Source organism: Phaeobacter sp. JH20_02 (assembly GCF_048056915.1).
Classification (GTDB): Bacteria; Pseudomonadota; Alphaproteobacteria; order Rhodobacterales; family Rhodobacteraceae; genus Phaeobacter; species Phaeobacter bryozoorum.
Map to the genome: position 1 here is coordinate 78,196 of NZ_JAYMVP010000021.1, position 14,342 is coordinate 92,537.

The 14,342-nt window shown below is 62.7% G+C and carries 14 protein-coding genes and 1 riboswitch; of the genes, 9 read left to right on the forward strand and 5 right to left on the reverse strand.

The window, feature by feature from the left end; all coding sequences use genetic code 11:
- The first annotated feature begins 1 nt into the window (after window position 1).
- Complete coding sequence (locus VWY34_RS05975) at window positions 2–2,068, forward strand: TRAP transporter large permease subunit (RefSeq protein ID WP_416544621.1); 2,067 nt, start codon at window positions 2–4, stop codon at window positions 2,066–2,068.
- 96 nt (window positions 2,069–2,164) lie between these two features.
- On the opposite strand, the gene VWY34_RS05980 is transcribed toward VWY34_RS05975, so the two are convergent.
- The gene (locus VWY34_RS05980; protein ID WP_416544622.1) at window positions 2,165–2,851 is read right to left on the reverse strand and encodes a rhomboid family intramembrane serine protease; all 687 of its coding nucleotides are present in this window, start codon (window positions 2,849–2,851) and stop codon (window positions 2,165–2,167) included.
- A gap of 128 nt (window positions 2,852–2,979) precedes the next feature.
- On the opposite strand from VWY34_RS05980, the gene trpS reads away from it, so the two are divergent.
- Together trpS and VWY34_RS05990 are read left to right on the forward strand one after the other, a co-directional pair.
- Complete coding sequence (gene trpS / locus VWY34_RS05985; protein WP_416536669.1) at window positions 2,980–4,008, forward strand: tryptophan--tRNA ligase; 1,029 nt, start codon at window positions 2,980–2,982, stop codon at window positions 4,006–4,008.
- Between the two features lie 54 nt (window positions 4,009–4,062).
- Window positions 4,063–4,269: a cold-shock protein gene (locus VWY34_RS05990; protein ID WP_014875579.1), complete on the forward strand. Its 207-nt coding sequence runs from the start codon at window positions 4,063–4,065 to the stop codon at window positions 4,267–4,269.
- Window positions 4,270–4,462: 193 nt separating this feature from the next.
- Here the strand turns inward: VWY34_RS05990 and VWY34_RS05995 are convergent, their stop codons facing one another.
- From VWY34_RS05995 to paaG, 4 genes are read right to left on the reverse strand one after another with little or no spacing between them, the layout of a single operon-like run.
- Entirely contained in the window at window positions 4,463–5,059 is a 597-nt protein-coding gene (locus VWY34_RS05995) for a TetR/AcrR family transcriptional regulator (protein WP_340547346.1), read from the reverse strand.
- 6 nt (window positions 5,060–5,065) lie between these two features.
- Entirely contained in the window at window positions 5,066–6,376 is a 1,311-nt protein-coding gene (paaK, locus tag VWY34_RS06000) for a phenylacetate--CoA ligase PaaK (RefSeq protein ID WP_416544623.1), read from the reverse strand.
- 14 nt (window positions 6,377–6,390) lie between these two features.
- Window positions 6,391–6,816, reverse strand: a complete 426-nt coding sequence (gene paaI, locus VWY34_RS06005) for a hydroxyphenylacetyl-CoA thioesterase PaaI (protein ID WP_141889455.1) — start codon at window positions 6,814–6,816, stop codon at window positions 6,391–6,393.
- Window positions 6,817–6,818: 2 nt separating this feature from the next.
- Window positions 6,819–7,604, reverse strand: a complete 786-nt coding sequence (gene paaG, locus VWY34_RS06010) for a 2-(1,2-epoxy-1,2-dihydrophenyl)acetyl-CoA isomerase PaaG (RefSeq protein WP_416544624.1) — start codon at window positions 7,602–7,604, stop codon at window positions 6,819–6,821.
- A gap of 123 nt (window positions 7,605–7,727) precedes the next feature.
- Here paaG and paaZ point away from each other — a divergent pair, with 123 nt between their 5' ends.
- The 6 genes from paaZ (at window position 7,728) to VWY34_RS06040 (ending at window position 14,338) form a co-directional block, all read left to right on the forward strand.
- Window positions 7,728–9,758: a phenylacetic acid degradation bifunctional protein PaaZ gene (gene paaZ, locus VWY34_RS06015; RefSeq protein ID WP_416544625.1), complete on the forward strand. Its 2,031-nt coding sequence runs from the start codon at window positions 7,728–7,730 to the stop codon at window positions 9,756–9,758.
- A gap of 66 nt (window positions 9,759–9,824) precedes the next feature.
- Window positions 9,825–10,646, forward strand: coding sequence for a PaaX family transcriptional regulator C-terminal domain-containing protein (locus tag VWY34_RS06020; RefSeq protein ID WP_416544626.1), 822 nt, complete (start codon window positions 9,825–9,827; stop codon window positions 10,644–10,646).
- An 80-nt stretch (window positions 10,647–10,726) separates the two neighbouring features.
- Window positions 10,727–10,941, forward strand: a riboswitch (cobalamin riboswitch).
- 103 nt (window positions 10,942–11,044) lie between these two features.
- Window positions 11,045–11,479 carry a DUF1636 family protein gene (locus VWY34_RS06025; protein ID WP_416544627.1) on the forward strand — a complete coding sequence of 145 codons (435 nt, stop codon included), beginning with the start codon at window positions 11,045–11,047 and terminating at the stop codon, window positions 11,477–11,479.
- A complete protein-coding gene (locus VWY34_RS06030; protein WP_340547353.1) occupies window positions 11,476–12,261 on the forward strand; it encodes an ABC transporter ATP-binding protein in 786 nt (261 codons plus the stop codon). The genes VWY34_RS06025 and VWY34_RS06030 overlap by 4 nt, the downstream gene beginning before the upstream one ends.
- 15 nt (window positions 12,262–12,276) lie before the next feature.
- Window positions 12,277–13,257 carry an ABC transporter substrate-binding protein gene (locus tag VWY34_RS06035; RefSeq protein WP_416544628.1) on the forward strand — a complete coding sequence of 327 codons (981 nt, stop codon included), beginning with the start codon at window positions 12,277–12,279 and terminating at the stop codon, window positions 13,255–13,257.
- A gap of 1 nt (window position 13,258) precedes the next feature.
- Window positions 13,259–14,338: a FecCD family ABC transporter permease gene (locus tag VWY34_RS06040; RefSeq protein ID WP_416536660.1), complete on the forward strand. Its 1,080-nt coding sequence runs from the start codon at window positions 13,259–13,261 to the stop codon at window positions 14,336–14,338.
- The last annotated feature ends 4 nt before the right edge of the window (window positions 14,339–14,342 follow it).

Here is a 14,342-nt window from a genome sequence, read left to right on the forward strand (position 1 = left end):
AATGACATCGACATCTCACGATCACCAAGACGCCCACTATGACCCGCTTTGGGAAGAAATCGAAAACGACGACCGGAAAGACCCGAAATTCGCAGCCACGCTGCACCGGCTGGTCAAGGGCGTCGGACACGTCGTTATGTGGGCAAATGTGCTCCTGATCCTTGCTATCATAGTGCAGGTTGGGATGCGCTATACGCTGGATCTGAATTTTCCAAAGCTGGATGAATTGCAGTGGCATCTCTATGCGCTGACAACCATGGTCGGCGTGTCCTATGCGCTGAGCACCGACGCCCATGTCCGCGTCGACGTTTTGCGTGCCGGCTTTTCCTTCCGCGCCCGGCGGGTGATCGAAATTGTCGGGATCGTGGTTCTGATCTTGCCGTTCTGCTACCTGATGATTGATCAGGGTCTCGATTATTTTCAGGACAGTTACCGGGTCAACGAACGGTCCGACAGCCCCACCGGCCTACCGGCGCGCTGGCTGCTGAAGGCTGTTATCCCGGCCAGCTTTGTTCTGATTGCCATGGCTGCTGTCGCACGCTTGATTCATGACCTCTACATGCTGGTGACCCGCGCCGATCCATCGTCGGATCGTGCTGGTCTGAAACCCCTCATGTGGATGATGGTTGGCTTCGCCATCGTGACGTTCACCCTGATGCAGCTGGTGGACGCGCCTGAGGAAAAGCTCGTCATCGCAATGTTCATGTCCTTCGTCGGTGTCCTGTTCACCGGCATTCCGGTCGCCTGGGTCCTGTCGGGCATCGGCGTTCTTTACTGTGGTATTGCTTACCTCGGTGACAATGACATGCTGCTCTGGACGGGCATGGAGGCCACGTTTACGGGGCTCGATTACCTGACACTTGGCGCGGTTGTGAACCGTGTTTACGCGACGATGTCCAACGCCGTTCTTGTTGCCCTTCCCATGTTTATCTTCATGGGGCTGATGCTGGACGAAAGCGGCGTGGCACAGCGGCTGATGACCTCGATGCAGAGATTGTTCGGCACCATGCGTGGGGGCCTGGCCATCACCGTGACTGCGATCGGGATCATCTTGGCCGCCTCGACCGGTATCGTCGGGGCGTCCGTCGTGCTGTTGGGTCTTTTGTCGATGCCCGTGATGATGGAACAGAAATATTCCAAGACTTTGGCAGCGGGCGTGATTGCCTCGTCCGGCACGCTTGGCATTCTGATCCCGCCGTCGATCATGCTGGTCATCATGGCCGACCAGATGGCGCTGTCAGTGGGTGATCTGTTTATGGCGGCGCTGTTTCCCGGCCTGATCATCGGGGGCCTTTACATCCTCTACATCGTGGTGATTTCAACCCTGCGCGCTGATGTGGCTCCATTGCCTGAGGGTGCCAAGAAGGTGGACTGGGCGGCGATCTGGGATGTGTTCAAGGCGGTTCTGCCGCCGGTAGCGCTGATCTTTGCCGTGTTGGGGTCGATCTTTGCCGGTCTGGCGACACCGACGGAAGCGTCAGGTGTTGGCGCCGCCGGGGCCACGCTGCTGGCAATAGGCTATCGCAAGCTGACAATCGCGAAACTGGTCGAAGTGACACGGAACACGTTCAAGACAACGGCCTATATCTTTGCGATCTTCGTTGGTGCCACCTGCTTTGCCTTTGTTCTGCGCGAATTGGGCGGCGATGAGCTGATCACCCACACCATCGAAGGCATGGGCCTGGGAGAAATGGGCACGATCCTGTTCATTCTGTTCATCGTATTTCTGCTTGGTTTTGTGTTGGACTGGATCGAGATCACGCTCATCATCCTGCCGCTTGTCGCTCCGATCATTGCGGCAATGAGTTTGTCGGTACCTGGCTATGGGCTGGATAACCCGGAGCTTGTCTGGTTCGTGATCCTCGTCGCTGTAACGCTGCAAACGAGCTTCCTGACACCGCCGGTGGGGTTTTCGCTGTTCTACCTGAAGGGCGTCTGCCCGCCCGAGGTCACGCTGACGGATATCTACAAGGGCGTCGTTCCCTTCATCCTGCTGCAATTGACCGGACTCGCCCTGGTGATCTGGTTCCCGTCGATCGCGACCTGGCTGCCATCGGTGGCCTATTGAGGCCAGGCTGGTGGCGTCCAGAGTGGCGCCGCCAGCCCGTTCCGCTGCCAGTATCGAACTGAGAACGCCCTGTCCGATCCTGCGGCCTTCGCGCCCTTACTCCCGGCGGATGCGGTTGCGGATACGGGCCCAGCCACCGGGGGCGAGGAAGAAGGAGAGACCAAAGCCGGTGGCAAAGCCGCAGAGATCGGCGACCCAGTCAAGCGTGCCGCCAAACAGCAGGCCAAACAGCAGCTGGATCCCCATCAGAAAGGCAATCAGTGTGAAGGCGCGGCTTTGCTGGGCGCCGACAAGCGACAATTGCCGCCACAGGATATAGGTAAAGGCCCCGATCAGCCCGTAGACGGCGGGGAAACCGCCGATCAGCGGCACCGGCGATTGAGTGAGCAGCGCATAGCCAAAGGCGCCGCCAATGCCGGATATCAGAAACACCAGAACCATGGCCAGATCGCCAAATATCTCGCCCACCATCTTGCCCATGGCGAGCACGAAAACGCAGACAAACAGCGTCTGGGTAAAGGCCACATGCACAAAGGGATAGGAGACAAAGCGGATCAGATGCTCCACCTGCCATTGCCCGGTCTCCCACATCCACCAGAAGATGTCGGACGAGAACGAATAGGTCTGGATCGCCTGCAGCCGCCAGCCAATCGCCTCGGGGCCGCCGATGATGCCGCGCGCGCCGAGGGAAAATCCGACCTCGATGGCAAAGAGGATCAGCACCAGCGCCACCACCACGGGCGGCAGCGGGTTCACCGGCGACGGCTCTTTTTGATATTCCATCGTGTTCTTGCTCCTGCTTGCCTGCTCTGCTGTTCTGCCCGGCCGCCCGGTTGATCCGCGCGCGGTTGACGAGGGTTGCCGCCATGGTTAAGCCAGCGAGGATCCTAATTCCAGACGGGAGTTTCTTGATGACCGAGACCACATTCACGCCCCGCGTGTTTTCCGGCATCCAGCCATCGGGCAATCTGCACCTTGGCAACTATCTTGGCGCGCTGAAGCGGTTCGTGGACTGGCAGGCCAAGGACGTGGAGAGCATCTACTGCATGGTGGATCTGCACGCGATCACCGTCTGGCAGGATCCGGCGGATCTGAAGAAATCCACGCGTGAGCTTTGCGCGGGCTTCATTGCTGCGGGTCTGGACCCCGAGCAGTCGATCCTGATCAACCAGAGCCAGGTGCCTGAACATGCGCAGCTGGCCTGGATCTTCAACTGCGTCGCCCGCATGGGCTGGATGCAGCGGATGACCCAGTGGAAGGACAAGGCCGGCAAAAATGCGCAGAACGCCTCGCTTGGGCTCTTTGCCTATCCGGCGCTGATGGCGGCGGACATTCTGGTCTATCACGCCACCCATGTGCCGGTGGGCGAGGACCAGAAGCAGCATCTGGAGCTGACCCGCGACATCGCGATGAAGTTCAATCACGACTACGGTGTCAACTTCTTCCCGGAGACCGAGCCGGTGATCGAAGGGGCGGCCACCCGCGTCATGTCCCTGCGCGACGGATCGAAAAAGATGTCGAAGTCCGACCCCTCGGATGCCAGCCGCATCAATCTGACGGATGATGCCGACACCATCGCCAAGAAGATCCGCAAGGCCAAGACCGACCCTGACGCCCTGCCCTCCGAGGTTGAGGGGCTTGAGGGGCGGCCCGAGGCGCGCAACCTGGTCAATATCTATGCCGCCATGGCCGAACTGTCGGTGGAACAGGTGCTGGCCGAAGTCGGCGGCAAGCCGTTTTCCGAGTTCAAGCCGATGCTGGCCGACCTGTCGGTTTCGAAAATGGCGCCGATCACCACGGAAATGGCCCGGCTGATGCAGCATCAGGACGAAATCGACAAGATCCTTGCCCGGGGATCAGAGCGTGCCCGAGAAATCACAGCCCCCATTCTTCGCAAAACTTATGACATTGTGGGCATGGTCGCGCCGGTTACTCTGTGATATCAGGCCTTACGATCCCGCACCCTGCGGGGAGATAGATACTGGAGAATTCGGATGGCCAATGGCACCGTGAAATGGTTCAACGCAACAAAAGGCTACGGCTTTATCGAGCCTGAGTCTGGCGGCAAGGACGTGTTTGTACACATCTCTGCGGTTGAACGCTCGGGCCTTAATGGTTTGAACGACAACCAAAAAGTTTCCTACGAGCTGGAAACTGGTCGTGACGGCAAGCAGTCCGCAGGTTCGCTGGAACTGCTGTAAGGATCGCGGCGCGGAGTTTCCGCGCCCATCCATCTAAAGACATTCTGACCACAGTGACCTGTGGATAGAATCACCTAAGGCCGCCCGTTTCAGGCGGCCTTTTGCGTATTCGGGTCTTTTGCCTGTTCCGGGGCCTATTCAGGGCCTGTTCTGGTCGTGGCGCTGGATGACAAGCGGCGGCGATGGTCGCCTGCTAGAGCGCGCGAATGCCGTTCATCGTCAGATCCGCCACCATCTGCGCGTAATCCTCGCGTGCCTCCGGGCCTGCGCCGGAATTCCACATATAGTACCAGTTCAACATGCCAAAGACGGACATGGTCACGGCGCGCAGCCTGGCCGGATCCCTGGCAATTGTTGGCGCGGCCACCCCGGCAAGGGCATCGCTGACCAGCTGCACCAGCTCGCGCTGGTAGGCGCGCAGGAGTTTCTGCTGCGCTTCTGGCAGGGCGCCCATGGCGCTGATCTGAACCTGATGCTCATGATCGGCGCCCTGATAGGCCAGCAGGATTTCCGACACGATGCGCCGCAGACGCTGCTCGGGCGACAAGCCCGTCACATCGACCGTGCAGACCCGGTCGCGCAGCGCGCTGAGATAGGTATCAAGGAGGCCGAACAACACGGCATCCTTGCTGTCGTAGTAATGGTAGATATTCGCCTTGGAGATTCCGCATTCGCGCGCGAGCTGGGTCATCGACGCACGGTCGAACCCCTCCTCGGCAAAGACTTTCGCCGCGGATTTCAGGATCTGGGCGCGCTTGTGGTCGTGGTCTTTTGCGATGGTGCGGGCCAAGCCGGGTTACTCCTTGCTGCGGTTGTCGACAACGCGCTTGGCCTTGCCCTGGCTGCGCTCGACGGATCCGGGCTCGCCTACAATGATCTCGGTGGAAACGCCAACCATATCCTTGATCCGCTTGGTCAGCATCCGCGCCGCGGCGGTTTTGCTCAGCTCATCCGTGGCATCCGGGTTGGCCTCCACGTAGACCCGCATCGCGTCCATGCGGCCGGATTTATAGAGCTCGATCTGGTAATGCGGCGCCAGCCCGCCGGTTGCCATCAGCTGCTCCTCCACCTGGCTGGGGAAGACGTTGACGCCGCGCAGGATAATCATGTCGTCGCTGCGCCCGGTGATCTTCTCCATCCGCCGCATCGTGCGCGCGGTGCCCGGCAGCAGCCGGGTCAGATCGCGCGTGCGGTAGCGGATCATCGGCAGGCCTTCCTTGGTCAGCGTGGTGAACACCAGCTCACCCATCTCGCCATCCGGCAGCACCTCGCCGGTCTTCGGGTCGATGATCTCCGGCAGGAAGTGGTCCTCCCAGATGACCGGGCCGTCCTTGGTCTCGACGCATTCATTGGCGACACCCGGCCCCATGATTTCGCTGAGGCCGTAGATATCGACCGCGTGCATATCAAACGCTTCCTCAACCTCCCTGCGCATCGCGTCGGTCCAGGGTTCGGCTCCGAACACGCCCACCTTGAGCGAGCACTCGCGCGGGTCCATGCCGACCTTGTGATACTGCTCCAGAATGTTGAGCATGTAAGAGGGCGTCACCATGATGCCGTCGGGTTTGAAATCGGTGATCAGCCCGACCTGCTTTTCGGTCTGCCCGCCCGACATCGGAACGACAGTGGCGCCCAGCCGTTCGATCCCGTAATGCGCGCCCAGGCCGCCGGTGAACAGGCCGTAGCCATAGGCGTTATGCACCATGTCGCCCTTGCGCAGGCCGGAGGCACGCAAGCTGCGTGCCACCAGATCCGCCCAGTTGCTGATATCATTGGCGGTATAGCCGACCACGGTCGGCTTGCCTGTGGTGCCGGAGGACGCATGCAGGCGCATGATCTCACTGCGCGGCACCGCAAACAGGCCGAACGGGTAATTGTCGCGCAGGTCGTTCTTGTAGGTGAAGGGGAACTTGGCCAGATCCTTCAGCTCCTGCAGGTCGTCCGGATGCACGCCCGCCTCGTCGAAGCGCTGCTTGTACATCGCCACGTTGTCATAGGCATGGCGCACCGACCATTTCAGCCGCTCCAGCTGCAGGTTGCGGATTTCGTCGATCGAGGCGATCTCGATCGGGTCAAGATCGCTCTTGTTCGGGGTCAGGTCTTCCATGGCGTCCTCCACACCTATTCGTCAAACAACTGGCCTTTGACCGCCCGGGAAAAGCCCCGGAACTCGGCGATCTGCTGGCCGTCCTGGTTGGTCACTGTCACGTCATAGATGCCGCTGCGTCCGGTCAGGGAAATCTCGCGCGCGGTGGCGATCAGCGTGTCGCCCAGCCGTCCCGGCGCGGTGAAGCTGATCACGTTATGCTGCGCCACCGTGGACTGGTTGCGGCTGTTGCAGGCAAAGGCAAAGGCGCTGTCAGCCAGCATGAAGGTCACGCCGCCGTGGCAGATGCCATGGCCGTTGCAGTGATGCCGGGCGATGGTCAGCTCCAGCGTCGCCTCGCCCTCGTCCACATGGGTGATCTCCATCCCCGCCCATTTGGACGCATGGTCTTCGGCCCACATGGCAGCGGCGGATTTCTCGGCACGTTCTTTCGGGGTCATGGTCATTTGCCCTTGAACACGGGCGCGCGTTTTTCCAGGAAGCTGGCGACGCCTTCCGCATAATCGGCGCTTTCGCCGCAGGTCTTCATCGCGTCCGCCTCGATCTCCAGCTGGTCAGACAGCGTGTTGACCGCCGCCGCCTGAATGCACTGTTTGGTCAGGCCCAGGCCCAGCGTCGGGCCATTTGCGAATTTCTCTGCCATCGCGCGGGCCTCTGCCATCAGCGCGTCATCCGGCAGCGCCTTCCAGATCAGGCCCCAGTCCTCGGCCTTTTTCGCGGGCAGCGGTTCGGCGGTCAGTGCCAGCCCCTTGGCGCGGGCCTCGCCCAGCAGCCGCGGCAGATGCCAGCTGCCGCCGGTATCCGGGATCAGGCCAACCTTGGAGAACGACTGGATGAACTTGGCGCTTTCCGCCGCCAGCACCACGTCGCAGGCCAGCGCCAGATTGGCCCCTGCCCCGGCCGCCACGCCATTGACGGCACAGATCACCGGGACGTCCAGCGAGCGGATGAGGTTCACAAGTGGCGCGTAAAAGGTCCGCACCGTGTGCCCGAGATCGGGGGGACCATCCATCTTGCGCGGGTCGCGGTCGCCAAGATCCTGACCTGCACAAAAGCCACGGCCAGCGCCGGTCAGCAGCACTGCACGGGCGCCGCTGTCACGCGCGGCTTCAAGGGTGGCGCGCAAGGCGTGGTGCATCTCTTCGTTGAAAGAGTTCAGCCGGTCCGGGCGGTTCAGGGTGATTTCCACCCAGTTTTCGTGGTCCTTCACCAGCAGCGTCTCAGACATCACAGCGCCTCCCTCGTACATGTGTTAACAAAGACCTTGCATAAACCGACCGGTTGGTCAATATATTTGGAGCTTCTCACCTCAGACCGAACCACATTGGTTCAGATGCAAAGGATCGCGCTCATGAGCCTTCTTGATGTTTCCAGCTTTGTTGCGGGCCAATGGGTTGCACCGGGGGCTGGCGCGCGCAACATCGCCAGCGCCATTACCGGCGCACCTCTCGCCCAGGCCGGCAATGATGCGCTGGATGTGCAGGCAATGCTCGACCATGCCCGCACGGTGGGCGGTCCCTCTTTACGCAAGCTGACATTCCACGACCGCGCCCGGATGCTGAAGGCGCTGGCAGGCCACCTGAACCAGCACAAGCAGGCGCTCTATGATCTCAGCTTTGACACCGGTGCCACCCAGTCCGACCACATGATCGACATCGACGGCGGCATCGGCACCATGTTCGTCTTCGCCTCCAAGGGGCGCCGCGAAATGCCGGACGGGCATGTTTATCTGGACGGCGATGTGGAGCAGCTCTCCCGCAACGGCACCTTCCTCGGTCAGCATATCTGCACGCCATTGCAAGGGGTTGCAGTGCATATCAACGCCTTCAACTTCCCGGTCTGGGGGATGCTGGAGAAGCTGGCGCCGACCCTGCTCGCGGGGGTTCCGGCCATCGTGAAACCGGCGACCGCCACCTGCTATGTCACCGAGCTGGCGGTGCGGCTGATGCTGGACTCGGGCCTCCTGCCCGACGGGGCACTACAGCTGGTGTCCGGCGGCCTCGGCGACATGCTGGACCATCTGACCATGCAGGATGTGGTCAGTTTCACCGGCTCGGCGCAGACCGCGCTGAAGCTGCGGGCGAACCCGGTGATCCTGGAAAACTCGGTCCGTTTTGTGGCCGAACAGGACAGCCTCAACGCGTCGATCCTGGGCCCGGACGCGCAGCCCGGAACGCCGGAGTTTGACCTGTTCGTCAAGGAGGTCAGCCGTGAGATGACCACCAAGGCAGGTCAGAAATGCACCGCCATCCGCCGCATCATCGCGCCGCAGGCGCAGGTGGACGCGGTGATCGAGGCGCTCTCTGCCCGCCTGGCCAAAACCCAGATCGGCGACCCGCGTCTGGAAACCACCCGCATGGGCGCGCTGGTCTCCAACAGCCAGAAGCGTGACGTGCTGGAAAAGGCGGAAATCATCGGCCAGGAAGCTGAGCGCGTCTTTGGCGATCCCGAGAACTTCACCGTCGATGGTGCAGACGCCGAGAAAGGCGCCTTTGTGCCGCCGATGCTGTTCCACTGCGCCGACCCGGACCATGCCCAGCGGATCCATGACACCGAGGCCTTCGGCCCCGTCTCCACCATCATGGGCTACCGCGATCTGAGCCATGCGATTGCTCTCGCCAATCGCGGTGAAGGCTCGCTGGTCGCCTCGGTCATCACCCATGATACTGAGGTGGCCCGAGAGGTCGCGCTGGGGGCTGGCGCCTACCACGGGCGGCTTTATTTCAACAACCGCGACTCGATGAAGGAATCGACCGGCCATGGTTCCCCCCTGCCCCACATGGTGCATGGCGGCCCGGGCCGTGCCGGCGGTGGCGAGGAGCTGGGCGGCGTGCGCGGCGTCAAGCATTACATGCAGCGCACCGCCATTCAGGGCTCACCCGATATCCTGTCTGCGATTGGCAAGACATGGGTCCCCGGCGGCACCGAGATCAAGGGCCCGGCACATCCGTTCACCCGCAAATTCGGCGAGCTGGCGATTGGCGAGACCCTGCACACCGCGCCGCGCACCGTGACGCTGGAGGATATCGAGACCTTCGCCCATTTCACCGGCGACACCTTCTATGCGCACATGGACGACGCCGCCGCCAAGCGGAACCCGTTCTTCCCGGGCCGCGTGGCGCATGGCTACCTGCTGTTGTCGTTTGCGGCGGGCATGTTCGTGCAGCCGGACGAAGGCCCAGTTCTGGCCAACACCGGCCTCGACTCCCTGCGCTTCATGAAGCCGGTTTCGGCAGGTGACAGCATCAGGGTGCGCCTGACGGTGAAGAAAAAAACTCCCCGCAACGAGGACTACGGCGAAGTGCGCTGGCATGTCACCCTGACCAATCAGGACGACGAGATTGCCGCCGAATATGAGCTGCTGACGATGAATGCCTTCTGACAGGTGTTTGCAGTGAAACACTCGCCCGGTCTGGCCTAACCGGCCCGGGCGATTTATCTATTCTATATGACCGACACGCAGACCCTCTGGTTTGACACCGCCGTAACCGCCCTCAGCGATCCGCAGAACCAGCGGGTGTGGTCGATTATTGTCTCGCTGTTTGGCGATCTGGCGCAGCGCGAGGGGGATCAGATCGGCGGCAGCGCCCTCACCCGGATCATCACACCGATGGGTATCAAGCCCGAGGCGATCCGCGTGGCGCTGCACCGGCTGCGCAAGGATGGCTGGATCGACAGCACACGCTCGGGCCGGGCGTCGGTCCATTTCCTGACGCCGATGGGGCGCAGCCAGTCCGCCGCCGTCACCCCGCGCATCTATGCGCCAACCACCGTGCCCCCCGCCGACTGGCACCTGCTGGTGGCTGCGGATGGACAGAACAGCGCGCTGGATGCGCTGGTGCAGCAGCCCAATTATGTCGCGATCAACCGTTCGACCCTGCTGGGTCACGGTCCGCTGCCGCAGGGTCGGGACAATTTCCTTGTGGTGGAACAGCCGGAATTGACGGTGCCCGATTGGCTGCGGGACCGGCTGTTTCCCGATGACCTGAGACAGGCCTGCGCCCGGCTCGACACCACGTTGAGCGGTCTGACACCGCCAAAGATGACCGAGCCAGGCGCGCTTGATCCGGCGCAGATTGCCACGCTGCGGACCCTGATCGTGCACCGCTGGCGGCGTGTGGTGCTGCGCCACCCCGACCTGCCGCCACGGTTTCACCCCGCGGACTGGACCGGGGAGCATTGCCGCCAGCGCGTGGCAACCCTGTTGCAGCACCTGCCGCGCCCCCGGCTTGGCGCCGGTGGTGAACTGCTTCAGCCCGAAGAGCCCTGAGGCGCGCATTTGCGCCACCGCCGCCCTGGCGGCACACGCATTGGCAGACGGTTTCCCCTTTACAAACCCCGGCGAGAAATCTACCCAAAACCGGAGATGGTTCCCAAGACCCAAAAGCGGTCACGGGATGAAAAGGGAACGCGGTGTGGTGTAGCCATCAGGCGCCGAATCCGCGACTGCCCCCGCAACTGTGAGCGGTGAGCGACCTCGATTGACCACTGGCGCTGGCGCCGGGAAGGCCGAGGCCCGCAGCAACCCGCAAGTCAGGAGACCTGCCATCGACTGGAAACCTATTGACCGGGCGGGGTGTTCCGGCGGGCAGGACGATTTTGCGTGGCGCTGAGGCATTGCTGATCCCCTTCCCCCTCTTCACCTGACCGGATTGCGCGGAGGGCGCTATGGACGGGACAGCACGGCACCGTATTCTGGTGTGCACATCCTGCAAGGGCGCGACCCCGGGCAGCCGTCCGGGGCCGGAGCTGATTGCGGCCCTGCGCCGTGAACTCGACCGGCGTGGCAGCGCGGCGATCGAGGTTGCCGGCGTGGCCTGTATGGCCGGATGCAGCCATCCCTGTACCGTCGGATTTCAGGCGGATGGCAAGGCAAGCTATGTCTTTGGCGATCTCAGCCCCGAGGAGGATCTCGCCGATCTCCTGAGTTTCACCGATCTCTACCAGATGCTGGCTGACGGCTGGTGCAGTTCGGTTGACCGCCCCGGAAAACTGCGCCGTTGCACATTGTCGCGCATCCCGGCCCTGGTACCGGCCGCTGCGATCCCGGCGCCCGCCATCGCCCCCCCTGCGGCGCTGCAACAGGTGGAGCCTGCCGAATGACTGCTGCTGCCGTAACCGTGACCGATGTCAGCTGGGGGCCGGGCCGCATGGCTCCGCTGATCCTGCATCCGACCAGTTTTCATCTGGACGCGGGCCGGGTGCTGGGCGTGGTGGGGCCGAATGGGGCCGGCAAATCCAGCCTGCTGCGGGTGATCTACCGGTTCAACCAGCCGCGCAGCGGCAGGGTTGAGGTCGGCGACAGCGACATCTGGGCCCTTCCGCCCAAGGCCGCAGCGCAGCGCGTTGCCGCTGTCTTGCAGGAACAACCCACCGATTTTGCCCTGACCGTGGCCGAGATTGTCGCGCTGGGGCGCGCGCCCTACCGGTCCGGTTTTGCCACGCCGGGCGCCCGCGATGCGGCGATTGTCGACCGGATGCTCCATCGTCTGGAACTGGGCGAGATGGCCGATCGTGCCTTTGGCACCCTGTCGGGCGGCGAACGTCAGCGGGTCATGGTGGCGCGTGCGCTGGCGCAGGAGCCGGCCCTGCTGGTGCTGGACGAACCTACCAACCATCTGGACATTCGCCATCAGCTTGATGTGCTGGAGCTGATCCGGGATCTCGACGTGACCATCATCACCAGCCTGCATGATCTGAACATAGCAGCCGGGGTCTGCGACGACATCCTGCTGATGGCGCAGGGCCGCACGCTGGCCTTTGGCGCACCGCGCGACGTTCTGAGCGAAGATACCGTTAGCGAGGTCTTCAACGTCGCTGCGAGGCGCGAGACACTTGCCCCCTCCGGGCAGGATCACCTTACCTTTCATCTCCCTGTTTCATAAGGACACCACCTGATCATGTTTGCCCGCCTTTCCACTGTGATGCCGCTGCTTGCCGCCACCCTACTTGGTGCCTCCCTGGCCCCGGCGGCGCAGGCCGAGACCACCGTGCAGAGCTGCAACCGCAGTGTCAGTTTTGCGACACCGCCAAAACGCGCGGTCTCCAACGACGTCAATCTCACCGAAATGATGCTGGCACTGGGTCTGGCTGACCGCATGGTCGGCTACACCGGTATTTCCGGCTGGAAAACGCTGGATCCGGTCATGCGCGCAGGCGTGGCGGAGCTGCCGGAACTATCGGCCAAATACCCCTCCAAGGAAGTGCTGATCGGCGCCGGTGCGGATTTCTACTTTGCCGGCTGGAACTACGGCATGAAAGTGGGCGGAGAGGTCACACCCGAGACACTCGCGCCGTTTGACATCAAGGTCTATGAGCTGACCGAGAGCTGCATTCACATCGGCGAAAAAGCCAAGGTCAGCATGGATGACATGTATAATGACCTGCTGAATCTGGGCCGGATCTTTGCGGTCGAGGACACCGCCGAGGCGCTGGTGGCCGGCTATAAGGACGAGCTTGCCGCCTTTGCCAAGGACCGCCCCGAGACGGGTGAGCCGCTGCGGGTCTTTGTCTATGACAGCGGCGAGGATTCGCCCTTTACCGCCGGGAAATACGCCATGCCCACCGCGCTGATCGAGGCCGCGGGCGGCAGCAATGTGATGGATGATCTGGAGAAAAGCTGGGCCACCGTCACCTGGGAAGCCGTGGTCGAGCGCAACCCCGAAGTGATTGTCATCGTCAACTACGGCTCGGTCACCGCCGAGGAAAAACGCGCCTTCATGCGGGGCAACCCGGCCTTTGCCGAGATCGACGCGGTGAAGAACGACCGTTTCGTGACGCTGGAATATGTCGAAGCCACACCGGGTCCGCGCAATATCCGCGCGATCAAGACACTGGCCACCGGTTTTGACGCCGCCCGCGCGGATGCGGTAAGCAACTGATATGTCCACAGCCGACGCACATCACGCATCTGAGCCGCGCCTGAGCGCGCGTGCCCGGCGGCGCCTGCGCGGGCGGCTGGCCTGGATCCTGGGCGGGGCCGTGCTGACGGCCCTGACCCTGTCGATTGCGGTCTCCGTGGGCGCGGTCGGCATCCCGCTGACCTCCGTCTGGGGGATCATCGCCGACAAGCTGGGCGGCGGATCGGGCGCCGATTTCGCCGCAGGCTGGACCAAGGGTCAGGCGGCCATCGTCTGGGATATCCGGTTTCCCCGCGCGCTGCTTGCGATGATGGTCGGGGCCGGTCTGGCCATGGTGGGTGCCAGCCTTCAGGCGGTGACCCGCAACCCGCTGGCAGATCCGCATCTGCTGGGCATTTCGGCCGGCGGTGCCTTTGGTGCCATTCTGGCGCTGCTGCACACCGGGTTGTTTCTCGGGCTTCTCACAGTGCCCTTGCTGGCCTTTGTCGGCGCATTGGGCGCAACCGCGCTGGTCCTTGCGGTCTCCCGCTTTGCCGAGGCGACAACCGCTGACCGGCTGGTTCTGGTTGGCGTGGCGGTCTCCTTTGTCATCATGGCAGGCGCCAATATTCTGATTTTCCTTGGAGATCCGAGAGCGACCCATACCGTGGTGTTCTGGATGCTGGGCGGGCTTGGCCTCGCGCAGTGGAGCCACCTGGCCTATCCGCTGGTGGTGCTGCTGCTCTGCGGGGGGTGGCTCTGGTCCCGCTCTGGCGATCTCAATGCGATGACCGTCGGTGACGAAACGGCAACAACCCTGGGCATACCGGTGGCGCGGTTCCGGCTGATGACCTTTTGCGTCGGCGCGCTGGTCACCGGGGTGATGGTGGCCTTTTCCGGAATGATCGGCTTTGTCGGGCTGATCGTCCCGCATGTGGCACGGCTGATCGTTGGCGGTGATCACCGCCGGGTGCTGCCGGTCTCGGCACTATTCGGCGGGCTGTTTCTGGTCTCTGCCGATATCGCCGCCCGCACCCTGATGGCGCCAGAGGACATGCCGATCGGGCTGGTCACCGGGCTGGTCGGCGGCGTCTTCTTTATCTGGCTGCTGCGGCGGCGCTAAGGTC